We start from the raw sequence: 21,851 nt of genomic DNA, 5'->3' as shown, positions 1-21,851 counted from the left end.
CGGTCTTACAGCCAGCCCAGCCCCTTGAGCATCACCAGTGCAATCAGCACCGGGGTAATGTACTTCAACAGCAGGTACACTACCGCCACCACCTTGCCATTGGCCAGCACACCCTGATTGCTCAGCGCTGCGGCCAACTGCGCCTTACCCCACACCCAGCCGACGAACAGGCAGATGCAGATGCCGCCCAATGGCAGCAGGATGTTGGAGCTGAGGTAGTCGAACAGGTCAAAGAAAGTCATGCCAAACAGCTTGGCATCGGCCAGCACGTTGTTGGACAACGCGCAGCTTGCCCCCACCAGCGCCAGCAGTAGCAGATTAAGCATCGTGGCGCGCGGGCGGCTGATGCCAAAGCGGCCAACCATCACCGACACCGGCACCTCCAGCAATGACAGCATGGCACCGGTAGCGGCCACCGCCGACAACACGAAGAACAGCACCATGAACAGGTGGCCGAACGGCATGCTGGCAAACACGGCCGGAATGGTGATGAACAGCAACGACGGCCCGGCCGCCGGCTGGAAGCCAAAGCTGAACACCGCCGGGAAAATGGCGATGCCGGCCAGCATCGACACAAACAGGTCGGCCGCCATTACCCGCACCGTGGTGGCAGGTACGTTCTGCTGGTCACGGAAGTAGCTGCCATAGGTAATCATGGTACCCATGCCGATGGATAGCTTGAAGAACGCCAGCCCCATGGCCACCAGCACCACGCTGGCACTGAGCTTGCTCCAGTCCGGCGTAAACAGGAAAGACAGGCCGGCGGCAGCGCCCGGCAGCAGCAGGCTGCGCGCGCAGATCACCAGCAACAGGATGAATAGCAACGGCATCAGTTTCTTGGTGACGGCCTCAATCCCCTTGGCCACGCCGCAGACCAGAATGCCGCCGATCAGCAGCAGCACACCCCACTGCCACAACAGCGATTGCCACGGGTCGCTGATCAGCGCGCCGAATGCCGCGGATGTCACCTTGGGGTCGCTGGACAGAATGTCGCCGCGCATGGCTTTAAATACGTAGGCAAACACCCACGCCGCCACTTCGGAGTAGAACGACATGATGAGGAAGGCCGCCACCACGCCAGACAAGCCCACCAGCCACCACCATTGCCCGACGGGCGCCAGCGTGCGTAGAGTGGTCACCGCATCGGCACGGGCTTTGCGGCCCAGGGTGATCTCGGCGATCATTACCGGCAGCCCCACCAGCAAGGTCGCCAGCAGATACACCACCAGAAAACCGGCGCCGCCATTGGCGCCGGTTACGTAGGGAAACTTCCAGATATTGCCCAGCCCGACCGCCGAACCCAGGGTGGCGGCCAACACGCCAAAGCTGGAAGTAAAACCGTCACGCGAATTGCCCGTCGCCTCATTGGACGCGGGTCGTGTCTGTTTGCTCATTTACAGGTCCCACAGAAAACCGATCTCCGCCCTTTGCCGCTTGTGGCGGCAAGGACAACCACCTTGCGCATGGCAAGGGAACGCGGATTCTGCAGCGCACAACAAGTGTCGTAAAGCAGTTTGTAAATGTTAAACCGCGGCGATTACGCGCGCCTGCAATGCCGCCAGCCAGGCTTCGCAAGCCGCCAGTTGTGATAGCTCGACAAACTCGTCCGGCCGGTGCGCTTGCACAATGGAGCCTGGGCCGCACACCACGCAGGCAATTCCCGCCTCATGGAAGCGTCCGGCCTCGGTGGTATAGGCCACCGCATCGCCCCCTTGGCAACCGCACAAGACCGCAACATGTTCGCGAATCTCGCCGCCATCTTCTGACTGGAATGGCGGGCAGTTCACCAGTTGCTCAAAGCTGATATCGGCCTCCGGGGCCACCTCACGCATTTCCTGCAGCAGATTGACCGCGTAGTCGCGTACGGAGCTGACAAAGCGCTCATGCTGATCCCCCGGCAACCAGCGTACCTCAAACACGAATTCGCAACTCTTGGGCACGATGTTGGCCGCATTGCCACCCGTGATCAGCCCGGTCTGCAGTGTGGTAAACGGCACGTCATACAAGGGGTGACGGTTGCCGAACGAGGCCTCGGTGTCGGCCAGCTTGCGGATATGGGTAATCAGCCGAGCGGCGTATTCAATGGCATTCACCCCTTGCGGCGTAAGCGAGGAATGCGCCGCCCGCCCCTGCACACGGCAGCGATAATGGGCGATGCCCTTATGGGCGATCACCGGACGCATGCCGGTAGGCTCGCCGATAATGCAGCCGGCTACCGGCACCTGCCGCGCCTGCAAGTCTGCAATCAGACGGCCAACCCCCAGGCAACCGACTTCCTCATCATAAGAAAGTGCAATCCCCAGGCTGCGATGCCAGCACTGGGACTGCGCCAGCGCGACCCATTGCGGCACCTGGGCCAGCACGCAGGCGATAAAGCCTTTCATGTCGGCACTGCCACGGCCGTAAACCTTGCCATCGGCCTGCGTCAACGCAAATGTCGGGAACTGCCAGACTTGGCCATCTACCGGCACTACGTCGGTGTGCCCCGACAGGATGATAGCCGGCAGCGAGGCATCGCCGATTGCGGCATACAGATTGGCCTTGCTACCGTCATCACTATGGGTCAGCTTGGCCGCAACGCCATGGCCGGCCAGGTAGTCCACCACCCAGTCGATCAAGGCCAGGTTGGATTCCCGGCTGGTGGTATCGAATGACAGCAGGCGCGCCAGAATGGCAAGCGAAGCGGAAGAAGGAACAGATGACATGGCAGCAACCCGGCAGGCACAAGACAGAAGCTCAGCATAACCAATTGCCCGCCCGCTGCAAACGCCGCCATGCCGGCTGCCGGCAAAGAAAATCCCCCGCAGGCTTGGCAAGCACGGCGGCAACGGGTATTATTCGGTCTCTCTATGGCGGGCCCCCCCGCATTGTACGGTAGTGAACCTGGTCAGGTCCGGAAGGAAGCAGCCACAGCTATTTAGTGCAAGTGCCGGGGTTCAGGCTCGCCACCCCTACCCTCTCAGTCGTTCCCAAGTTGCTCGTTTCATAAAATCTGAGCAAGCCCCAAGTGTCGATCAAAATCTATCGATAATTCGATGAGCATTTTCGTTTTTGCGAAACTGAAATCCTGCTATCATATGCATTACACAAGGGCTTGGAGCAATGACTCCGCGCCCACTGGTTTTACTTGAATCGTCACTCGGACTTAATCCTCCGATTTCAAAACAAACATGCAGCGAGGAACGCCATGAAACTGTTTGAAAAAATTGCGAACCCACGGGAAATCCGTCGCAAACTGGGCCTGAACCAGCAGGAATTCTGGAGCCGTATCGGTGTTACCCAATCTGGCGGCAGCCGCTACGAAAGTGGCCGCAACATGCCAAAACCGGTACGTGAACTGCTGCGTCTGGTGCATGTCGAACAAATCGATCTGTCCAAAGTTCGCCGTGAAGACTTCGAAATCGTTGAATACCTGAAAGAAACCCACCCGGACCTGTACAAGAGCCTGCGCAAGGCCGTACGCGCCCGCATGGAAGCTCAGGGCGACGTGGTGGCAGACAGCACCGAAGCCTGATCGCTGGCAGCAGACAAAACACCCGCAACCGCGGGTGTTTTTTTATGGTTTTAACCGCGCAGCCAGTCAGTCGGTCGTGGGGTTGCGCACCAGCAACACCGGCACATCAGCCTGTTTGAGCACACCTTCCGCCACGCTACCCATCAACAGATGCATCAAGCCACCTAGGCCATGTGTCCCCATCACCAGCAGATCCGCGCCCCACTTATTGGCATCTTCTACGATCACGCTGGCAATGCGATCACCCCAGCTTTCCAGAATGGCAGACTCTGCGGCCAACCCTTGCGCCTCCACCTTGCTGCGACTGGCCGCCAATACCTGCTCGCCTGCCTGCTTGATCGAGCCTTGCAGTTCGGCAGCATCCAGAAATTCCGCGCCACCCCAGCCAAACTGCGCCAAGTCCACCACGTGCACCAGCCTCATCGCCGCGCCCACTTCCTTCGCCAGCTTGCAGGCTTCCATCAACGCCAGCGCCGATGTGGCGCTATCGTCTACCGGTACCAAAATTCGCTGATACATATCCCCCTCGCTTCCTGCTGACCATGACACAGTCCCAGTCTAGCGCAATACAGCACAAAGGCATTGATAAACGTTAACTGTATAGGCAGTATGGCCGGGCTCAGAATTTCCGCATGCGAGAACCCCATGGCACGCATCAAACTGGACCTGCCGACGCGATTTATTTTCGATACGCAAATCCAGGTACACATCGGCGACATCAACTATGGCGGCCACCTCGGCAACGATGCCATTTTGCGCCTGGCACACGAAGCACGTCTGCGCCTGCTCAAGGCACACGGTTTTTCCGAACTGGACATCGACGGCAGGGGTATCATCATGACTGATGCCGCAGTGGTTTACCGCGCGGAAGCCTTCCACGGCGACACCCTGCGCTTTCAGCTGGGGCTGATTGATTTCAACCCGTATGGCTGTGATATTTTCTACCTGGTCAGCGATGGTGCGACCGGTAAAGAAGTGGCAAGATTGAAAACAGGCATCGTTTTCTTCGACTATCAAGCCCGCAAGATTGCCCCCATTCCTGCAGGATTCCTCCTGCGTTTCGAAGAACAACATACAGGAGCCGCGCCATGAAAAAATACGCGCCCAACAGCCCGGAAGCCATTGCCCGCATTCTGGCCATGTTCATGATTACCGACGGCAACATGGACCCCCGCGAGATTGAAACGCTGGAGAGCCTGCACGTTTACCAACTGGTCGGCCTGGCGCGCAAGGACTTCATCAATGTCTTGATGGAGTACTGTGACGACATCTCCGACGAGGCCGAGGACGACGGCACCATCCACCTGCTGAGCGGCGAGCGCATCAGCAACATCCTGGATGCGGTGACCGAGCGCAACAAGCACGTACTGTGCTGCGCCCTGGCGCTGGACATCTGCAAGGCCGACAAGGAAATCAGCGATTCCGAAATGCTGCTGCTGCGCCACATGATGACGCACTGGCACATCTCACTGGATGACCTGCAGGCCGAGCTCAGCAAAGGCTGAGCCAGCTGCCAGACAACAGCCGCCCGATGGCGGCTGTTTGCATTACCGCAACACCATAACAAGACAAGGCCAACCCGCATGAACCCTCGCTTTAGCGGCACCGATCAATACGTTGCCACCGACGACCTGATGCTGGCGGTCAACGCCGCCATCACCCTGCAGCGCCCACTGCTGATCAAGGGCGAGCCCGGCACCGGCAAGACCATGCTGGCAGAAGAGCTGGCACGGGCACTGGGCAAAGAGCTGATCATCTGGCCGATCAAGTCCAGCACCAAGGCGCAGCATGGCCTGTACGAATACGATGCCGTGTCGCGCCTGCGTGACTCGCAACTGGGCAGCGAGCGCGTGCACGACATCCGCAACTACATCATCAAGGGCAAGTTGTGGCAGGCATTCGAGGCCGACAGCGCGCCGGTATTGCTGATCGACGAAATCGACAAGGCCGACATCGAATTCCCCAACGACCTACTGCGCGAGCTGGACCAGATGGAGTTCTTCGTGCACGAGACCCAGGAATTCGTGCGCGCCCGCCAGCGCCCCATCATCATCATTACCTCCAACAACGAAAAAGAACTACCGGACGCCTTTCTGCGCCGCTGCTTCTTCCACTACATCCGCTTTCCGGATCGCGGCACGCTGCAAACCATCATCGATGTGCACTACCCCGACATCCAGCAGGAACTGGTGAAAAGCGCGCTGGAAGTCTTTACCGGCATTCGCGAGCTGCCCGGACTCAAGAAAAAGCCGTCCACCTCCGAGCTGCTGGACTGGCTGAAGCTGCTGCAGCACGAAACCGTTAGCGCGGACGAGTTGCGCCAGCAGCACGAGCAACAGCAATTGCCTCCGCTGGCTGGCGCGCTGCTGAAAAACGAGCAGGACCTGCACCTGTTCGAGCGCCTGATGCAGATGGCCCGGATTCGTCGCAACTGATGGAAGCGCACTGGCAGGGGCTGATCGACGCCTTCGATGACCAGCTAAGGTTGGCCGCACGCAGCGAGCACACCCGGCTGGCCTACCGTCGCGACCTGACACGGCTGGCCGAACTACTGGCGGACACCGTACCCGCCAACGTGGATGGCCCGCAGATTCAGCGTGCGCTGGGGCAACTACGGCGCGAAGAACTGTCGCCGCGCACCCTGGCGCGCATGCTGTCCACCTGGCGCAGCCTGTACGACTGGATGGTGCGCCGCGACTGGGTCGCGGCCAACCCCTGCGCCGGCCTGCGGGCGCCGCGCGCCGGCAAGCGTCTGCCCAAGGTGCTGAGCGTGGACAGCGCCATGCAGCTGCTGGACAGCCCGGCCGAAGACCAGCACGACATCCGTGACCAGGCCATCTTCGAGCTGATGTACTCCTCCGGCCTGCGTCTGGCGGAAACCGTGGCGCTGAATCTCGCCGATATCGACCTGCTCGAAGCACTGGTCAAGGTACAGGGCAAGGGCAACCGCGAGCGCATTCTGCCCATCGGCAAACAGGCGGTGGTCGCCTTGCAGCGTTGGCTGCCATTGCGGCAACCGGCCGACGGTGAGGAGGCGCTGTTCTTGTCGCGCCGCGGCAGTCGTATCAGCAGCCGGCAGCTGGCGCGCCGGCTGGAAGCCTGGGCGCTGCGCAACGGTAGCGAGCAGCACGTGCATCCGCACATGCTGCGCCACTCGTTTGCCAGTCACATGCTGCAATCGTCCGGCGACCTGCGCGCGGTGCAGGAGCTGCTGGGGCATGCCAACCTGGCCACCACCCAGATCTATACCAGCCTGGACTTCCAGCACCTGGCCAAGGTGTACGACGGCGCCCACCCGCGTGCGCGCAAGAAGTCGTCGAGCGAAGAATAGCCGGCAACAAAAAACGGCGCCCTTGGGCGCCGTTTTTGCAGCAACGTTGGCCGCAACTCAGCGCGACTTCACGAATGGGATGCCAATCGCCTTCGGTGCCACCGCACGCCCCATGAAGCCGGCCAGCAGCACCACGGTCAGCACATACGGAATTGCCTGGATGAAGGCGTCCGGAATGCTGCCGATCACCGGCAGCGCCACGCCCTGCAGACGGATCTGGATAGCATCGGTAAACGCGAACAGCAGACAACCAGACACCGCCGCCCACGGCCGCCATTTGCCGAAGATCAGCGCCGCCAGCGCCAGATAACCCTTGCCGGCGGTCATGTCCTGAATGAAGGCGCCAGTCTGCGCCAGCACCAGATAGGCACCGGCGATGCCGCACAGCGCGCCGCTGATCAGCTGGGCAATGTAGCGCACCGCCTTGACACTGATACCGGCGGCATCAGCGGCATGCGGATTTTCACCCACCGCGCGCAGACGCAGGCCAAAGCGGCTCTTGTACACCACCCAGCTCACCACGAAGATCACCGCCACCGCGATGTAAACCAGCACGTTGTGACCCAGGATGGTTTTCAGCAACGCACTCTGCGCGATACTGTCGGCAAACGGCAGCTGCAGCGCGGTAAAGCGCGCGCCGTCATCCAGCGTCGGGGTACGGCCGCCCTGCTGGAACCAGGCCAGCGCCAGCACCGGCGTCACGCCGGACACCATCATGTTGATCGCCACCGCCGAAATCAGCTGGTTGCCGTTATAGCTGATCGACACCACCCCGTGCAGCAGCGCCACCAGCATGCCGGCCACGATACCGGCCCCCAGACCCGCCCACGGCGACTGCGCCAGATAGGCCACGCAGGCAGCAGCAAATGCGGCGGCCAACATCTTGCCCTCCAGCGCCAGATCGACAATGCCGGAGCGCTCGGAGAACAGGCCGGCCAGCGCCGCCAGCACCAGCGGCGTACTGACGCGCAAGGTGGCATCCAGCACACTAAAAAACATGTCCATGAGTGTCTCCTTACTTTTTCAGCAGGCGTTTGAACGCAAACGACAGCGGGGTCTGGAACAGGTTTTCCAGCGCGCCGCAGAACAGGATGATCAGGCCCTGGGTGAAGATGATCATCTCGCGGGTGATCACCGGCTTCTCGAACGACAGATCCAGCCCGCCCTGGGTCAACGCGCCAAACAGCAGCGCCGACAGCAGGATGCCCACCGGATGATTGCGCCCCATCAGTGCCACCGCGATGCCGGCAAAGCCGATGCCGTTGGTAAAGCCCATGTTCATGCGGTGGGTGGAGCCCAGCAGCTCGTTGATGGCCGCCAGCCCAGCCAGCGCACCAGATACGCACATTACCGCGATAATCACCTTGTCCACCGGAATGCCGGCGTAGCGCGCGGCCTTTTCGTTAAGGCCGACAGTACGGGTGACAAAACCCTGCGGGCTATGCCACACCGCCAGGTAGAACAGCACCAATGCCAGCAAGGCCAGGAAGAAAGTGGCATTCAGCGGCGTATTCGGCAGGGCAAACCCCAGCGGCGCCAGCAGCTCGTGCAGCATCGGCACCCACGCCGACTTGGCAAACTCCACGGTCGCAGGCGTCTGCGAGCCTTCCATACGCAGCTTGTCCACCAGCAGCCAGGTCATCAGCGAGCTGGCGATGAAGTTGAACATAATGGTGGTCACCACGATGTGGCTGCCACGCTTGGCCTGCAGATAGGCCGGCACAAACGCCCAGCCGGCGCCAAACACCATTGCGGCCAACATGGCCAGTGGAATCAGCAGCCAGCCGGGCAAGCCGCCAAACTGCAGGCATACCAGCGTCACCCCCAGGCCGGCCAGGTACATCTGGCCTTCGCCGCCGATATTGAACAGGCCGGCATGAAACGCCGCCGCCACCGCCAGACCGGTAAAGATGAAGCTGGTGGTATAGAACAGGGTGTAGCCGATGCCTTCCGGGTAACCGAACGCACCGTTGATCATCAGTTTCAGACACTCGACCGGATCCTCACCGATCAGTGCAATCACCAGCCCGGACACCAGTAGCGCCGCGAACAGGTTCAAAACCGGCATCAGCCACAGTGCCGCCCAACGCGGCAGATTGGCAGGCTGGCTCATTTATGCCCCCCCATCAACAAACCCAGCGAGGTAGCGGTGGCTTCCGCCGCCGGCAACTCACCGGAAATCGCGCCGGCATTCATGACAATGATGCGGTCGCTCAACGCCATGATTTCGTCCAATTCCACCGACACCAGCAGCAGCGCCTTGCCTTCGTCGCGCAGCTGCATCAGGCGTTTGTGAATGAACTCGATCGCCCCAATATCCACGCCACGTGTCGGCTGACCGATCAGCATCAGCTCCGGGTTGCAGTGGATTTCACGCGCCAGGATAACCTTCTGCTGGTTGCCGCCGGAAAACAGGCCGATGCGGCGATGCGTCAGCGCTGGGCGAACGTCGAACTCTTCGATGAACCGACGGCAACGCTCGACGATGGCTTTTCGGTTGAACAGGCCACCGCGGCGGATGGACGGATCGTTGTGATAACCCAGGATGGCGTTTTCGAAGGTGGAAAAATCCTTCACCAGCCCCTCGCGCGAACGGTCTTCCGGCACGTGGGCGATACCCAGCTGGCGATAGGCCGCCGCTTTCGGTTCGTGTGTTTTCAGCGTGGTCAGCTCGGTGCCATTAAAGCGCACCGAGCCGGCGCTGGCTTCGCGCATGCCGGACAGCACTTCCAGCAACTCGGACTGGCCATTGCCGGACACGCCGGCGATGCCGACGATTTCACCGGCGCGCAGTTCGAAATTGATGTCCTTCAGCAAGGCTACGCCACGCTCGTCGGTAAGGTTCAGCCCGCTGACCGCCAGCACCACCTTGCCCGGCTTGGCTGGCGTCTTGTTCAATTGCAGGTTGACCTTGCGGCCAACCATCAGATCGGCCAGGCCTTCCTTGTTCACCTCGGCCGTGATCACCTGACCTACGATTTCACCCGCGCGCATCACGGTGACGGCATCGGTGATGTCCAGCACTTCGCGCAGCTTGTGGGTGATTAGGATCACCGTCTTGCCCTGCTGCTTCAGCAAACGCAGGATGCGGAACAGGTCGTCGGCCTCCTGCGGGGTGAGCACCGCGGTCGGTTCATCCAGGATCAGCACATCGGCGCCGCGATACAGCGCCTTGAGGATTTCCACCCGCTGCTGACTGCCCACGCCCAGCTCGCCCACGACGGCATCCGGGTCCACCTGCAGGCCGTAGTCGCGATTCAGATCGGCCAGATGTTTGCGTGCAGCGGCCAGGCTGCTATCCAGGCTGATGCCCTCTTCGGCACCCAGTACGATGTTTTCCAGCACGGTAAACGGGTCTACCAGCATGAAGTGCTGATGCACCATGCCGATACCCTTGGCGATCGCGTCCTGACTGGAACGGATGCGCTGCTCAGTACCGTTGATCTTGATGGCACCGGAATCCGCCTGATAGTAGCCGTAGAGGATGCTCATCAGGGTGGACTTGCCCGCCCCGTTTTCACCGATGATGCCGTGAATGGAGCCCTTGCGGATTCCGAAGCTGATGTTCTTGTTGGCGTGCACTTCACCAAAGTGCTTGTTGACGCCAATGAGTTCGATGGCTAGTTCGGCCATATATGTGTGCTTTCGGTCAAAATGCAGTCCAGATATGACGCGCTACAAAAATCAAGCGCATGAAAGCGCGGCAAGCAGGCCGAAATCTGCTTGCCGCGCAACCTATCTGGAAATCAGACGTTTTGGGCTTACTTCACCGGGCAGCTGTTGGCCGCACGATAGTCAACAACCTTCACCTTGCCAGAAATGATGTCTTTCTTGGCCTGGTTGATCTTGCTTTCCATGTCTTTGCTGATCAGCTTGCGGTTGTTGGCATCCAGCGCCCAATCCACACCGCCTTCTTTCAGACCCATGGTGACGATACCCGGCTTCCAGGTGCCGTTCTTGCCGGCCATGAACAGGTCGTACACGGCGTTATCCACGCGCTTGAGCATGGAAGTCAGCACGAAGCCCGGGAACAGGTGGTTCTGGTTGGAATCGACGCCGATGCCCAGCTTGCTCTTGTCCTTGGCTGCCTGCAGCACGCCCATGCCGGTACCGCCGGCAGCGTGGAAGACCACATCTACCCCACGGTCAAACTGGCTACGCGCCAGTTCGCCGCCACGGGCCGGATCGTTGAAGGCCTGCGGGGTGGTGCCAGTCATGTTGGAAACCACTTCCACCTTGCCATCAGCCGCGCGCGCGCCCTGGGTGTAACCGCAGCCGAAGGCGCGGATCAGCGGCACATCCATGCCACCGACAAAACCAACCTTGTGCGACTTGGAGGCCAGCGCGGCTGCCATGCCTACCAGGTAAGAGCCTTCCTGTTCCTTGAACAGAACCGACTGCACATTGGCACCCTTCGCCACGTCATCGACGATGGCAAACTTCACTTTCGGGAACTCGGCAGCAACGGTCTGCACCGCCTGAGTGAAGGAGAAACCCACGGCAACGATCAGGTCGATGTTCTTGCGTGCCAGGTTGCGCAGCACCTGCTCTTTTTGCGCTTCGTTGGCGATCTGCGCCTCGCGGTAAGCCACGCCAGTGCTCTTCTTGAAGCGCTCAGCGCCAGTGTAGGCAGCTTCGTTGAAGCTCTTGTCAAATTTGCCGGCCTGGTCGTAAACCACCGCCGGAGTAAAAGCGAAGCTGGAGGAAGCTGCGGCCATCATGGCAGCAGCGGCAATGGCGAAGCCCCGTTTCTTGGCAATCTGCATGAGATGTTTCTCCCAATGTGCGTATCGTTTGAATTGGCCGGACCATGGTAACGACAAAGCATCGCCACAACACGGCTTCAGGCGCAGTGAATTTGCATCAGCAGCCGATCGGCACGCCGCCTTGCACTGTGCAAATTTCAGGCAGGGGCGTGATTATACGCATAGCACCAAAAGTTATCAGTGGATTTTTACGCTTGCCAAACCGGCCGATGGAACAGGCCCGTGCAACCCACGCCACGCCGGCTCAGTGCGCGGCCAACTGTTGCAAGAGTGCCGACAACAACGCACAAACGGACTGCTCCCGCACCGCGTGGCGATCACCGGCAAAGTGTTGCGTCCATGTCATCGGTTTAGCAAGAACGGTGCCGGCAATGGCAAAACACACCATGCCCACCGGTTTTTCTGCCGTGCCGCCAGCTGGGCCGGCCACGCCGGATACCGCCAGCGCCCAGTCCGCCGCGGCCAACGTGAGCGCTCCTTGCGCCATGGCGGCCGCCACCGGTTCGCTGACGGCGCCATGCTGCTGCAGCAAAGCCTCCGGCACCCCCAGCACGCGCTGCTTCACTTCATTGCTGTAACTGACCACCGCCATATCGAACCAGGCGGAGCTACCGGCGATCTCGGTGATCGCCGCCGCCACGCCGCCACCAGTGCAGGATTCCGCGGTAGTAACACGTTGGCCGCAGGCCTGCAGTTGCGCCCCAAGCTGGGCAGCCAATTGCCATTTATCCATGCTTGCGCTCCAGATAGTGCCGCATCAGCCCCATAGTGGACGCATCGTGCACGCCACCACCGCCGGCGGCCATCTCTGCCTGCAGGCGGCCGGCCAGTTGCTTGCCGTACTCCACCCCCCATTGGTCGAAGGAATTCACCCCCCAGATGGCGCCCTGCACGAATACCTTATGCTCGTACAGCGCTAGCAGCATGCCCAGGGTATACGGTGTCACTTGATCCAGTGCGATGGTGTTGGATGGCTGATTGCCCGGGAACAGTTTTTGCGGCAGCAGCATATCCAGCTCGTCGCCATGGACATTTGCCAGTTCCTGCAGCACCTCGGCCTCGGTTTTGCCGCGCATCAGCGCTTCGGTCTGCGCCAGACAGTTGGCCACCAGCACCTGGTGCTGACCATCGAGCGGATAGTGACTATTCATCGCCACGATGAAATCGCACGGCACCAGCCGCGTGCCCTGATGTAGCAGCTGGAAGAAGGCATGCTGGCTGTTGACACCCTCCTCACCCCAGATCACCGGACCGGTATCGAAATCCAGGCGCTCACCGCAACGCCCCACCCGCTTGCCGTTCGATTCCATGTCCAGCTGCTGGATATGCGCCGGCAGCCGGCGTAGGCCGTGGTCGTAGGGCATGATGGCGTGTGTGTGCGCGCCGTAGAAGGTGTTGTACCAGATTCCGATCAGCCCCAGCAGCACCGGCATGTTGCGCTCGAACGGCGTTTCGAAGAAATGCGCATCCATGCGCGCGCCGCCGGCGAGAAAGTCACGAAAGTGATCTGCACCGATGGCCAGCACCACCGGCAAGCCGATGGCCGACCACACCGAGTAGCGCCCACCCACCCAGTCCCAGAAGCCGAACATATTGGCCGTATCTATGCCGAACGCCCGCACCGCGGCAGCATTGGTAGACACGGCGACAAAATGCCGCGGCACCGCTACCTCTCCGGCCGCCGCCACCAACCAGCGCCGTGCCGCCTGCGCATTGAGCAGCGTCTCCGGCGTGGCAAACGATTTAGAGGCGACGATGAACAGCGTAGTGGCCGGGTCACACTGCGCCAGCACCTGCGCCAGATGCTGACCATCAACATTGGACACAAAGTCCACCGTCAGCCCAGGCTGCGCATACGGCTTCAGCGCCTCGGCCACCATCAGCGGCCCCAGGTCGGAGCCGCCGATGCCGATATTCACCACCCGGCGAATGCGCTGGCCATCAAAACCGAGCCAGTCACCACTGCGTACTCGCTCGGCAAAGGCAAACACGCGATCCAGCTCAGTATGTACCTGCGGCACCACGTCCACGCCACCCAGCGGCAGGCTGGCATCGGATGGCAGGCGCAGCGCAGTGTGCAGCACCGCCCGCCCTTCGCTGACATTGATACGCTCGCCACTACGCATCCACTGCAGCCACTGCCCCAGGTTGGCCGCATCGGCCAGCTCCAGCAGTAACTCCAGCGAGCGGTCGGTGATGCGGTTCTTGGAGTAATCCAGCAGCAGACCATCGAGCTGCAGCGAATAGCGGTCGAAGCGCAGCGGGTCCTGCGCGAACAGCTCGCGCATATGCACGTGACGGGTGGCGCGCTGGTGCTGGTGCAAGCGCGCCCACACCGGCGATTCGTTGATGGGATGGGTTCGTTCAGTGATCATGTGCTGCGCTTATACCTTGAGGAAATGCTCGCGGTAGTAACGCAGCTCGTCGATGGATTCCTGAATGTCGGCCAGCGCCTCGTGCTTGCCCTTCTTTACCACGCCCTTGGCAATTTCCGGCTTCCAGCGGCGGCACAGTTCCTTCAGCGTGGACACATCCAGGTTGCGATAATGGAAGTAAGTCTCCAGCTGCGGCATCCAGCGCGCCATGAAGCGGCGGTCCTGACAGATGGAATTGCCGCACATCGGCGATTTGCCGGACGGCACGTGCTCCTGCAGGAAGGTCAGCAGTAGCTCGACGGCCTTGGCCTCGTCCACGGTGGATGCCTTGACGCGGTCGATAAGACCGGATTTGCCGTGGGTGTTCTTGTTCCAGTCGTCCATCGCGTCCAGCACCGTGTCCGGCTGATGCACGGCAATAACCGGCGATTCGGCCACAGTATTGAGCTGGGAGTCGGTGACAATGATGGCGATTTCGATGATGCGATCGCTGTCCGGATTAAGGCCCGTCATTTCCATGTCGAGCCAGATGAGGTTGTTTTGATCTTGCGGCATAAGTCGGCGTCTTTCAAAATGCGCCCATTTTCCGCGATTTGACCGCGACAGGGCAAACAACTTGATGAATGCATTTACCTGGAGTCTGCTATTGGCGCTGCTGCTGAGCAGCTGGCTGCGCTGGTGGCTGGCTTCTCGCCATATCAGTCACATTCGTCGCCACCGCGGCGCCGTACCCGCCGCATTTACAGCCAGCATTACGCTGGAGCAGCACCAGAAAGCCGCCGACTATACCTGCGCCCGCGTGCGTGTCGGCATGGTGGGTAGCCTACTGGATGGCTTGCTGCTGCTGACGCTTACCGTCGGCGGCGGCATCGAGCTGGCCAGTCGTCTTGCGACCAACCTGTTGGGGGACGGCATGCTGGCACAGCTGGGCACCATCGGGCTGTGCACCTTGGTCATGGGCATGGTGGGGCTGCCGCTGTCGCTGTATAGCACTTTTGTCATCGAACGCCGTTTCGGTTTCAGCAAGGTCGATGCGCGACTATTCATTAGCGATCTGCTCAAGGGGTTGCTGCTGTCGCTGCTGGTCGGCACGCCGATACTGGCTGCGGTGCTATGGCTGATCCAGCATGGTGGTGATTACTTCTGGCTGTGGACCTGGCTGACCTGGTGCAGCTTCAGCCTGCTGATGGTGTGGGCCTACCCTACGTTGATCGCGCCACGCTTCAACCGCTTTACCCCGCTGGCCGACAGCGAGCTGCTCGCGCGTATCACCCAGCTGCTGGCGCGCTGCGGCTTTGCCAGCAACGGTGTGTTCGTGATGGACGGCTCGCGCCGCTCCAGCCACGGCAATGCCTACTTCACCGGGCTGGGCAAATCCAAGCGCATCGTGTTTTTTGACACCTTACTGGAGCAGCTGGAGCCCGAGGAAATCGAAGCCGTGCTGGCGCACGAGCTGGGACATTTCCATCATGGTCACATCCGCAGTCGCATTCTGCTGACGTTTGCCAGCTCGCTGCTGTTCCTGTGGCTGTTTGCGCAGTTGCTGTACCAGCCTGCGTTCTACCTGGGCCTCGGCAGCAGCGAGATGACTGCGGCCACCGCCCTGCTACTGTTCCTGTTGTGCATGCCGGTGTTCACTTTTTTGCTGCACCCGCTGTCCAGCATGCTGTCGCGCCGCCACGAGTACCAAGCGGATGAATTTGCCGCCCGCCACAGCAATGCCGACGCGCTGGTCAGCGCGCTGACCAAGCTCTATCGTGACAATGCCAGCACCCTGACCCCAGACCCACTGCATTCCGCGTTTTACGACTCTCATCCACCGGCGAGCCTGCGTATCGCCCACCTGCAAGGAACCAACCCATGAACCTGCTCGACATGCATTGCGAGCCACAACACGGCCAACATTCACTCAGCCAGGAAACCGTTGCCGAATTGCTGGGCCACCTGCCGGGCTGGCAGCTGGACGGCATCGAACTGGTAAAGACCTTCGGCTTTGCCGACTACTACAAGACCATGGCCTTTGTTAACGCGCTGGCGTGGATCGCCCACGCCGAAGACCACCACCCGGACATGTCGGTGCATTACAACCGCGCCGAGGTGCGCTTCTCCACCCACGATGCCGGCGGCCTGACCCTCAACGATTTCATCTGCGCGGCGAAAACCCAGGCACTGGTTGGCCGCGCATGAAGCAGGCCGGTCAGATCATCCGTTCCTATGGCCGCCGCTTCATCGTGGAAAGCGGTGACCGCACCTACGACTGCACCAGCCGCGGCAAGCGCGTGGATTACGCCTGTGGCGATAATGTGGACATCACCGTGCTCAACAACGAGCAGGCGGTAATCGAGGGCACCCATGACCGCCACAGCCTGCTCTACCGCCAGGACGACTGGCGCACCAAGCTGATCGCGGCCAACGTGACGCGTATTTTCTTTGTCACCGCCGCCGTCCCCAGCCCCAGCGAAGAACTGCTGGGCCGCTGCCTGCTGGCGGCAGAAGCCGCGGATATTGAACCCATCATCGTGGTCAACAAGAGTGACCTGCCGGAAACCGATGCCTGGCTGCAAAAGCTGCAGCCGTATCGTGCACTGGGCTACCAACTGGTGACCATCAGTGCCAAACAGGGTGCCGACGCACTGCGCCCGCTGCTGCATGGCAACACCAGTGTTCTTGTCGGACAATCCGGCATGGGCAAATCCACCATCACCAATGCACTGCTACCGGAAGCCGCCGCCCGTGTCGGTGAGATCTCCGAGGCGCTGGATGCCGGCCGCCACACCACCACCCATGCTGCGCTGTACCACCTTGATGCCGACAGCCATCTGATCGATTCCCCCGGTCTGCAGGAATTCGGACTATCCCATATTGGTGCAACCGAGCTGGCCGGGCTGTTTCCGGAAATGCGTGAATTTATCGGCCACTGCCGTTTTCACAATTGCACCCATCGCCAGGAGCCGGATTGCGCACTGAAACAGGCCAGCAAGGACGGCCACATTCGCCCGGCCCGGCTGGAGTTGCTGCAAAAGCTGGTCAACCAGGCAATTAATTCAAAATGATTAAAATTTAGCGGTTACAAGCGATTTACATTTGTCCGTGACGCCCCTAATCTGTCATCAAAACAAAATACGTGACCAGTAGCCTGCACGACGCAGACTACAAACAGACAAGGAGCCAGCACTATGACAAAACGTATCGCATTGGTAACAGGGGGCATGGGTGGCATCGGCACCGCCATTTGCAAGGCGCTGGCAGAGGCCGGCCACACCGTGGTCACCACTTACAGTCGCCCGGGCAAAGAAGGTGCCTGGCTGGCTGACATGAAGGGTCAAGGTTTTGATGTGCACGCCGTGCAATGCGACGTAACCGATTTTGACGCCTGCCAGGTCGCTGTCGCCAAAATCCAGACTGAGATCGGTCCGGTGGATGTGCTGGTGAATAATGCCGGCATCACCCGCGACGCTACCTTCCGCAAATTGAACAAAACCGACTGGGATGCTGTGATCAGCACCAACCTGGATTCGCTGTTCAATCTGTGCAAACCGGTGGTGGACGGCATGACCGAGCGTGGCTTTGGCCGCATCGTCAACATCTCGTCCATCAACGGCCAGAAGGGCCAGTTCGGCCAAACCAACTACTCGGCAGCCAAGGCCGGCATGCACGGCTTCACCATGGCACTGGCACAGGAAGTGGCGCGCAAGGGTGTGACCGTCAACACCGTCAGCCCGGGCTATATCGGCACCGACATGGTGATGGCCGTGCCGGAAGATGTGCGCAACAAGATCATCGCCAATATCCCGGTGGGACGTCTTGGCAAGCCGGAAGAAATTGCCGGTCTGGTAACCTACCTGTCGTCCGACATCGCCGGCTTCATTACCGGCGCCGATTTCGCCATCAACGGCGGTCAGCACATGATGTAATGCACCTGGGTGCTGGATGCAAAAAGCCGGAGCAAGCGCTCCGGCTTTTTTGTTATCCTCACGCCCCACCCCTCATCTACAAAGGATTTCGCGTGGCCGAGAATCTGATCATTGACGGCAGCAGCAAGCAGGAACGCTACCAGACCCTGCTGCCACAAGCGCAGGCGCTGATCGACAGTGAAGACGACCTGATCGCCGCCATGGCCAACACCTGCGCCGCCATTCACCACACATTTGGCTGGCTATGGACCGGCTTTTATCTGGTGAAGGACGAACAGCTGGTGCTAGGACCATTCCAGGGCCCCATCGCCTGCACCCGCATCCGCAAGGGCAAAGGCGTCTGCGGTAGTGCCTGGGCACAAGCACAGAGCCTGGTGGTGCCCGATGTCGATGCTTTCCCGGGGCATATTGCCTGCTCGTCGCTGTCGCGCTCCGAGATCGTGGTGCCGGTGTTTGACCCGCACGGTACGGTACGCGCCGTGCTGGATGTTGACTCGATTGAGTTGGCCAGCTTCGACGATACCGATCGCGACTATCTGGAGCAAATTTGCGCCCGCTTAGGCCGCCTGTTCCAGTAAGCCGGCAAAACGCTGCCGCAGGGCCGCGACATAGTCCGTTGCGGCCAACGTTTGCAGCGCCTCCCGCTCCTGCTGCAGCCAGAGCAGCAATTCCGGCAGCTGGCGCGATAGCAATTGTCGGTGCACACCCAGCGCACCAAGCTCATTGCTCAGCTGCACCAGTTGCTGCTGTTGCTGCGCCTCGACCTGGCGCGCGGCAGCGACCTCGCCTTCCAGCGTAAGCGTCCGCTGCTGCGCCGCCTCGCATTGCGCCTGCAGTCTGCCTTGCTCGCGTGCGGTATCCGCCAGCTGCTGGCGCTGCAGTTGCCGCGTTGACTCCAGCTCCTGCGCCAGTTGCTGCAGCTGATTCTGCTGTTGCGCCATCTGCTGCTTCATTGTCGCGCGCTCTTCTTCTACCTGCTGGTAGAGGCGTATCCGCATACCCTCAAAACGCTCGTACGCCAGCGCCTCGCGCCGCTCAGCCTCTTGCGCCGCCTGCTGCAGCCGCTCGTCGTGGCGCTGCTCCAGCACTGCCACGCGCGCATCGGCGTCTTTCTGCACCGCCACCAACTGATTGCGCGCCTCGTCCAGCGATGCATTCAGCCCGGCCAGGCTTTCCTCCAGCACCACTCGGCGGCGGCCGTCTTCCGCATGCTGCAGCTGCAGCTGCTGATGCTGCGTCTTGAGTTGCTCGTGTTCCTGCGCCAGCGTGGCCAGCTGCGCGCCGCGCGCATCCAGCTGCCGATGTTGCTCGGCCAGTTCCGCCACCAGACGCGCCACCTCGGCCTTGGCTTCTTCACGCAGGGCCTCCAGATGGGCTTCGGCCTGCTCGCAGGCACGCTGCCATAGCTGGTCCACCGCCTCGGCCAGGCCAGCCGGCCAATCCGGGCGCCGCACATTGCTGGCCATGCGCGCCAGAAACTCCTGCCGCCACTGCTTCAATGTGTTGTTGATGGTGGTATTGGAGCCGGTACCCAGGCGGGTCCGCACCTCCACGACGGTCGGCCACACCCCTTCGGCCACCAGTTCGAACGCCACCTGCCGGATACGCGCATAAATATCCATAACCCCTCCTGTTGGCCGCATTGTAACAGCTAGCAGCAAGATAATTTATTACGTATTACATTATTTATTGCACGAAACCAGCTCAACTCCGCCAGAACCACCCCGACCAACAACCCCGCAACCCAAACCACCCGGCCCGGCATAAAGCACTCGACGGCGCTGTCGACAGAAGCGGGCATGCCGACACAAAGACCGGCACCACCCGGGCAGTCACGCCCGACAACACCTCACCATTGGCCAGCCTGCCGCCGCGGCAATGCCATGCCGCTGGCAACAGCCCGAGCAAACATCTTTGTTGTGGATGTGCTTTGCATTGCCAACGTGATTTGCTTGTCGATTTTTCGTGTTTAGTTTCAAAAAGACGGCTGTTTATAGTGGCGCCCTTACTGTCTCGACTCTGTGAGAGCCACATGTACCGCACACCCCAGCACGCCATGCGGCCAAGCTGCGCCGCACACACCAAACGCACGACCACTCCCGACAGCGTCGGCGCGCGGTTTGAATGGCAAACCTGGCTGCTCATCGCCACCATCTACGGCGGCTGGACCGGCACCGTGCTGGGCTGGCACAGCCTTGGTCCGCTGCTGGGCACCTCGCTGCTGATCGTGTTTAGCTGCTGGTACATGTCGCTGCAACATGAACTGATTCATGGCCACCCGACGCGCAGCCAGCGCCTGAATACCCTACTCGGCATGGCACCGCTGGCAGTGTGGTACCCGTACCCGGTGTATCGCGATACCCACCTGGCACATCACCACGACGACAGCCTGACCCTGCCGGGCAGCGACCCGGAAAGCTATTACCTGCGCCAAGGCAAAACGCCGACGCGGTGGCGCGCCATCGTGCGCTGGCGCAATACCGCGCCGGGCCGCTTGCTGCTGGGGCCGGCACTGGGCTGGTTCAGCACACTGGCCGGCGCCTACCGCCAACGCGACCACCGCACTGCGCTGATCTGGAGCAGCCACCTGCTCTTGGTGACCGCCCTGCTGTACGGCCTGTGGCGGGCCGGTATTCACCCGCTGCATTACCTGCTGGGGGTGGCTTACCCGGCACTATCGCTGGCCATGGTGCGCTCCTTCTACGAGCACCGTGCACAGCCGGCACCCGCCGCCCGCTCCGTTATCAACGAGGCCGCGTTACCTTGGCGCCTGCTATTCCTGAACCTAAACTACCACTTGGTTCACCACCAACATCCGGGCGTCGCCTGGTACCGTCTGCGCCCGCTGTTTCTGGCCCGGCGCGCACACTATCTACAGCAGTGCGCCGGCTTTCACGAAACCGGTTATCTGCCCCTGCTCTGGAGGCATCGACGCCAGCCAGTGATCAGCGAATTCCATCCCTTTGCCTGAACTAGTCCACCACCAACCCGAGGACACACCATGAACAAACGCAGCCTGCTGTCACTGTCGCTACTCACCTTGCTGAGTGTGGGGTACGCCGCCACGGCCTTTGCCGCGGACACCATCCGCGTTGGCTCGAAAATCGACACCGAAGGCGCACTACTGGGCAACATCATCGTGCAGGTGCTGGAAGCCAACGGCATCAAGACCACCAACAAGGTCTCGCTCGGCAACACCAAGGTCGTGCGCGGCGCCATTACCGCGGGGGAAATCGACATCTACCCGGAATACACCGGCAATGGCGCGTTCTTTTTTGCCGATGAAAAAAACCCGGCCTGGAAAAACGTCGACGCCGGCTACCAACTGGTGAAAAAGCTGGATCAGGAAAAGAACCAGCTAACCTGGCTGACACCATCCCCTGCCAACAACACCTGGGCGATCGCCATCCGCAAGGACGTGGCTAGCGCTAACAAGCTGAAAACGCTGAGCGACCTTGGCCGCTACATCAGCAGCGGCGGCAACTTCAAGTTGGCCGCATCCGCGGAATTCATAGAGCGGCCGGATGCGCTACCGGCCTTCCAGAGTGCCTACGGCTTCAAGCTCAAGCAGGATCAGCTGCTGACACTGGCAGGCGGCGATACCGCCGTTACCATCAAGACCGCCGCCGAGCAGACTTCCGGCGTGAATGCCGCCATGGCCTATGGCACCGATGGCCCGGTCGCTGCGCTGGGGCTGGTAACACTGGACGACGTGAAGGGCGTGCAGCCCATCTACGCGCCGGCACCCATCATCCGCGCCGACGCACTGGCCAAGCAGCCTCGCATCGCCCAGTTGCTCGCCCCGGTGTTCCGTTCGCTCAGCAGCGCCACGCTGCAGCAGCTCAATGCCAGCATTGCCATCGAAGGCAAGGATGCCCGTAAAGTGGCCGCCAGCTACCTGAAGAGCAAGGGCTTCATCAAGTGAGCGCAACGCCGGCACACAACGGCCAT

The 21,851-nt window shown here is 60.9% G+C and carries 23 protein-coding genes and 1 other RNA gene; 13 read left to right on the top strand and 11 right to left on the bottom strand.

Annotation, left to right across the window (positions count from 1 at the left end; all coding sequences use genetic code 11):
* Positions 1 to 5 precede the first annotated feature (5 nt).
* Together ABNW52_RS08860 and argE are read right to left on the bottom strand one after the other, a co-directional pair.
* Positions 6 to 1,394, bottom strand: coding sequence for a sodium-dependent transporter (locus ABNW52_RS08860; protein ID WP_349586553.1), 1,389 nt, complete (start codon positions 1,392 to 1,394; stop codon positions 6 to 8).
* Between the two features lie 129 nt (positions 1,395 to 1,523).
* Positions 1,524 to 2,705 carry an acetylornithine deacetylase gene (argE, locus tag ABNW52_RS08855; protein ID WP_349586551.1) on the bottom strand — a complete coding sequence of 394 codons (1,182 nt, stop codon included), beginning with the start codon at positions 2,703 to 2,705 and terminating at the stop codon, positions 1,524 to 1,526.
* A 146-nt stretch (positions 2,706 to 2,851) separates the two neighbouring features.
* Between argE and ffs the strand changes: the two genes are divergently transcribed.
* Positions 2,852 to 2,950: signal recognition particle sRNA small type (ffs, locus tag ABNW52_RS08850), an RNA gene on the top strand.
* 237 nt (positions 2,951 to 3,187) lie between these two features.
* On the top strand, positions 3,188 to 3,514 hold the full coding sequence (locus tag ABNW52_RS08845) for a helix-turn-helix domain-containing protein (RefSeq protein WP_349586549.1): 327 nt from the start codon (positions 3,188 to 3,190) through the stop codon (positions 3,512 to 3,514).
* 66 nt (positions 3,515 to 3,580) lie between these two features.
* Here ABNW52_RS08845 and ABNW52_RS08840 read toward each other — a convergent pair whose 3' ends face one another.
* Positions 3,581 to 4,033 carry a universal stress protein gene (locus ABNW52_RS08840; RefSeq protein ID WP_349586546.1) on the bottom strand — a complete coding sequence of 151 codons (453 nt, stop codon included), beginning with the start codon at positions 4,031 to 4,033 and terminating at the stop codon, positions 3,581 to 3,583.
* Between the two features lie 126 nt (positions 4,034 to 4,159).
* Here ABNW52_RS08840 and ABNW52_RS08835 point away from each other — a divergent pair, with 126 nt between their 5' ends.
* The 4 genes from ABNW52_RS08835 (at position 4,160) to xerC (ending at position 6,845) form a co-directional block, all read left to right on the top strand.
* Positions 4,160 to 4,606, top strand: coding sequence for a thioesterase family protein (locus ABNW52_RS08835; protein ID WP_349586543.1), 447 nt, complete (start codon positions 4,160 to 4,162; stop codon positions 4,604 to 4,606).
* Positions 4,603 to 5,019 (top strand): hypothetical protein, encoded by a 417-nt coding sequence (locus ABNW52_RS08830; RefSeq protein WP_349586541.1) that lies wholly within the window; start codon positions 4,603 to 4,605, stop codon positions 5,017 to 5,019. Before ABNW52_RS08835 ends, ABNW52_RS08830 begins: the two co-directional genes overlap by 4 nt.
* A 78-nt stretch (positions 5,020 to 5,097) precedes the next feature.
* Complete coding sequence (locus ABNW52_RS08825; protein ID WP_349586538.1) at positions 5,098 to 5,949, top strand: AAA family ATPase; 852 nt, start codon at positions 5,098 to 5,100, stop codon at positions 5,947 to 5,949.
* On the top strand, positions 5,949 to 6,845 hold the full coding sequence (gene xerC / locus ABNW52_RS08820; RefSeq protein WP_349586536.1) for a tyrosine recombinase XerC: 897 nt from the start codon (positions 5,949 to 5,951) through the stop codon (positions 6,843 to 6,845). The genes ABNW52_RS08825 and xerC overlap by 1 nt, the downstream gene beginning before the upstream one ends.
* A gap of 57 nt (positions 6,846 to 6,902) precedes the next feature.
* Here xerC and ABNW52_RS08815 read toward each other — a convergent pair whose 3' ends face one another.
* From ABNW52_RS08815 to orn, 7 genes are all read right to left on the bottom strand, one after another.
* Positions 6,903 to 7,850 carry an ABC transporter permease gene (locus ABNW52_RS08815; protein ID WP_349586533.1) on the bottom strand — a complete coding sequence of 316 codons (948 nt, stop codon included), beginning with the start codon at positions 7,848 to 7,850 and terminating at the stop codon, positions 6,903 to 6,905.
* Between the two features lie 10 nt (positions 7,851 to 7,860).
* Positions 7,861 to 8,958, bottom strand: a complete 1,098-nt coding sequence (locus tag ABNW52_RS08810; protein WP_349586530.1) for an ABC transporter permease — start codon at positions 8,956 to 8,958, stop codon at positions 7,861 to 7,863.
* The gene (locus ABNW52_RS08805) at positions 8,955 to 10,478 is read right to left on the bottom strand and encodes an ABC transporter ATP-binding protein (RefSeq protein ID WP_349586527.1); all 1,524 of its coding nucleotides are present in this window, start codon (positions 10,476 to 10,478) and stop codon (positions 8,955 to 8,957) included. Before ABNW52_RS08805 ends, ABNW52_RS08810 begins: the two co-directional genes overlap by 4 nt.
* Before the next feature lie 128 nt (positions 10,479 to 10,606).
* A complete protein-coding gene (locus ABNW52_RS08800) occupies positions 10,607 to 11,611 on the bottom strand; it encodes a BMP family lipoprotein (RefSeq protein WP_349586524.1) in 1,005 nt (334 codons plus the stop codon).
* Between the two features lie 244 nt (positions 11,612 to 11,855).
* Positions 11,856 to 12,344: a CinA family protein gene (locus ABNW52_RS08795; RefSeq protein WP_349586521.1), complete on the bottom strand. Its 489-nt coding sequence runs from the start codon at positions 12,342 to 12,344 to the stop codon at positions 11,856 to 11,858.
* Complete coding sequence (gene pgi, locus ABNW52_RS08790) at positions 12,337 to 13,986, bottom strand: glucose-6-phosphate isomerase (RefSeq protein WP_349586518.1); 1,650 nt, start codon at positions 13,984 to 13,986, stop codon at positions 12,337 to 12,339. The genes ABNW52_RS08795 and pgi overlap by 8 nt, the downstream gene beginning before the upstream one ends.
* A gap of 9 nt (positions 13,987 to 13,995) precedes the next feature.
* Positions 13,996 to 14,541, bottom strand: coding sequence for an oligoribonuclease (gene orn, locus ABNW52_RS08785; protein ID WP_349586515.1), 546 nt, complete (start codon positions 14,539 to 14,541; stop codon positions 13,996 to 13,998).
* 64 nt (positions 14,542 to 14,605) lie between these two features.
* On the opposite strand from orn, the gene ABNW52_RS08780 reads away from it, so the two are divergent.
* The 5 genes from ABNW52_RS08780 to ABNW52_RS08760 all read left to right on the top strand — a co-directional run bounded on the left by ABNW52_RS08780 (position 14,606) and on the right by ABNW52_RS08760 (position 18,478).
* Positions 14,606 to 15,850 carry a M48 family metallopeptidase gene (locus ABNW52_RS08780; protein ID WP_349586512.1) on the top strand — a complete coding sequence of 415 codons (1,245 nt, stop codon included), beginning with the start codon at positions 14,606 to 14,608 and terminating at the stop codon, positions 15,848 to 15,850.
* On the top strand, positions 15,847 to 16,173 hold the full coding sequence (locus ABNW52_RS08775) for a 4a-hydroxytetrahydrobiopterin dehydratase (RefSeq protein ID WP_349586509.1): 327 nt from the start codon (positions 15,847 to 15,849) through the stop codon (positions 16,171 to 16,173). The genes ABNW52_RS08780 and ABNW52_RS08775 overlap by 4 nt, the downstream gene beginning before the upstream one ends.
* On the top strand, positions 16,170 to 17,039 hold the full coding sequence (gene rsgA, locus ABNW52_RS08770) for a ribosome small subunit-dependent GTPase A (protein ID WP_349586506.1): 870 nt from the start codon (positions 16,170 to 16,172) through the stop codon (positions 17,037 to 17,039). The genes ABNW52_RS08775 and rsgA overlap by 4 nt, the downstream gene beginning before the upstream one ends.
* Before the next feature lie 123 nt (positions 17,040 to 17,162).
* Positions 17,163 to 17,900 carry a beta-ketoacyl-ACP reductase gene (gene phbB / locus ABNW52_RS08765; RefSeq protein ID WP_349586503.1) on the top strand — a complete coding sequence of 246 codons (738 nt, stop codon included), beginning with the start codon at positions 17,163 to 17,165 and terminating at the stop codon, positions 17,898 to 17,900.
* Positions 17,901 to 17,992: 92 nt separating this feature from the next.
* Positions 17,993 to 18,478, top strand: a complete 486-nt coding sequence (locus ABNW52_RS08760) for a GAF domain-containing protein (RefSeq protein ID WP_349586500.1) — start codon at positions 17,993 to 17,995, stop codon at positions 18,476 to 18,478.
* Here ABNW52_RS08760 and ABNW52_RS08755 read toward each other — a convergent pair.
* The gene (locus ABNW52_RS08755) at positions 18,458 to 19,522 is read right to left on the bottom strand and encodes a DNA-binding protein (protein WP_349586497.1); all 1,065 of its coding nucleotides are present in this window, start codon (positions 19,520 to 19,522) and stop codon (positions 18,458 to 18,460) included. The two genes, ABNW52_RS08760 and ABNW52_RS08755, sit on opposite strands and share 21 nt — an antisense overlap.
* A 410-nt stretch (positions 19,523 to 19,932) precedes the next feature.
* Between ABNW52_RS08755 and ABNW52_RS08750 the strand changes: the two genes are divergently transcribed.
* Complete coding sequence (locus ABNW52_RS08750) at positions 19,933 to 20,871, top strand: fatty acid desaturase (RefSeq protein ID WP_349586495.1); 939 nt, start codon at positions 19,933 to 19,935, stop codon at positions 20,869 to 20,871.
* Positions 20,872 to 20,901: 30 nt separating this feature from the next.
* Positions 20,902 to 21,825 carry a glycine betaine ABC transporter substrate-binding protein OsmF gene (gene osmF / locus ABNW52_RS08745; RefSeq protein ID WP_349586492.1) on the top strand — a complete coding sequence of 308 codons (924 nt, stop codon included), beginning with the start codon at positions 20,902 to 20,904 and terminating at the stop codon, positions 21,823 to 21,825.
* Positions 21,826 to 21,851 lie beyond the last annotated feature (26 nt).

The sequence above is a fragment of the Vogesella oryzagri genome (assembly GCF_040148885.1).
GTDB classification, from domain to species: Bacteria; Pseudomonadota; Gammaproteobacteria; order Burkholderiales; family Chromobacteriaceae; genus Vogesella; species Vogesella oryzagri.
Note: the sequence above shows the minus strand (reverse complement) of the source record. Positions and strands in the feature narration are given on the sequence as shown.

Excerpts from the sequence above, each read along its gene's own strand:
- ABNW52_RS08835 (WP_349586543.1), top strand. The coding sequence starts at position 4,160 with ATGGCACGCATCAAACTGGACCTGCCGACGCGATTTATTTTCGATACG.
- ABNW52_RS08845 (WP_349586549.1), top strand. The coding sequence starts at position 3,188 with ATGAAACTGTTTGAAAAAATTGCGAACCCACGGGAAATCCGTCGCAAA.
- pgi (WP_349586518.1), bottom strand. The coding sequence starts at position 13,986 with ATGATCACTGAACGAACCCATCCCATCAACGAATCGCCGGTGTGGGCG.
- ABNW52_RS08860 (WP_349586553.1), bottom strand. The coding sequence starts at position 1,394 with ATGAGCAAACAGACACGACCCGCGTCCAATGAGGCGACGGGCAATTCG.
- ABNW52_RS08755 (WP_349586497.1), bottom strand. The coding sequence starts at position 19,522 with ATGGATATTTATGCGCGTATCCGGCAGGTGGCGTTCGAACTGGTGGCC.
- ABNW52_RS08800 (WP_349586524.1), bottom strand. The coding sequence starts at position 11,611 with ATGCAGATTGCCAAGAAACGGGGCTTCGCCATTGCCGCTGCTGCCATG.
- ABNW52_RS08815 (WP_349586533.1), bottom strand. The coding sequence starts at position 7,850 with ATGGACATGTTTTTTAGTGTGCTGGATGCCACCTTGCGCGTCAGTACG.
- ABNW52_RS08825 (WP_349586538.1), top strand. The coding sequence starts at position 5,098 with ATGAACCCTCGCTTTAGCGGCACCGATCAATACGTTGCCACCGACGAC.
- rsgA (WP_349586506.1), top strand. The coding sequence starts at position 16,170 with ATGAAGCAGGCCGGTCAGATCATCCGTTCCTATGGCCGCCGCTTCATC.
- xerC (WP_349586536.1), top strand. The coding sequence starts at position 5,949 with ATGGAAGCGCACTGGCAGGGGCTGATCGACGCCTTCGATGACCAGCTA.
- ABNW52_RS08805 (WP_349586527.1), bottom strand. The coding sequence starts at position 10,478 with ATGGCCGAACTAGCCATCGAACTCATTGGCGTCAACAAGCACTTTGGT.
- ABNW52_RS08810 (WP_349586530.1), bottom strand. The coding sequence starts at position 8,958 with ATGAGCCAGCCTGCCAATCTGCCGCGTTGGGCGGCACTGTGGCTGATG.
- ABNW52_RS08830 (WP_349586541.1), top strand. The coding sequence starts at position 4,603 with ATGAAAAAATACGCGCCCAACAGCCCGGAAGCCATTGCCCGCATTCTG.
- ABNW52_RS08795 (WP_349586521.1), bottom strand. The coding sequence starts at position 12,344 with ATGGATAAATGGCAATTGGCTGCCCAGCTTGGGGCGCAACTGCAGGCC.
- ABNW52_RS08840 (WP_349586546.1), bottom strand. The coding sequence starts at position 4,033 with ATGTATCAGCGAATTTTGGTACCGGTAGACGATAGCGCCACATCGGCG.
- orn (WP_349586515.1), bottom strand. The coding sequence starts at position 14,541 with ATGCCGCAAGATCAAAACAACCTCATCTGGCTCGACATGGAAATGACG.
- argE (WP_349586551.1), bottom strand. The coding sequence starts at position 2,705 with ATGTCATCTGTTCCTTCTTCCGCTTCGCTTGCCATTCTGGCGCGCCTG.
- osmF (WP_349586492.1), top strand. The coding sequence starts at position 20,902 with ATGAACAAACGCAGCCTGCTGTCACTGTCGCTACTCACCTTGCTGAGT.
- phbB (WP_349586503.1), top strand. The coding sequence starts at position 17,163 with ATGACAAAACGTATCGCATTGGTAACAGGGGGCATGGGTGGCATCGGC.
- ABNW52_RS08775 (WP_349586509.1), top strand. The coding sequence starts at position 15,847 with ATGAACCTGCTCGACATGCATTGCGAGCCACAACACGGCCAACATTCA.
- ABNW52_RS08750 (WP_349586495.1), top strand. The coding sequence starts at position 19,933 with ATGTACCGCACACCCCAGCACGCCATGCGGCCAAGCTGCGCCGCACAC.
- ABNW52_RS08780 (WP_349586512.1), top strand. The coding sequence starts at position 14,606 with ATGAATGCATTTACCTGGAGTCTGCTATTGGCGCTGCTGCTGAGCAGC.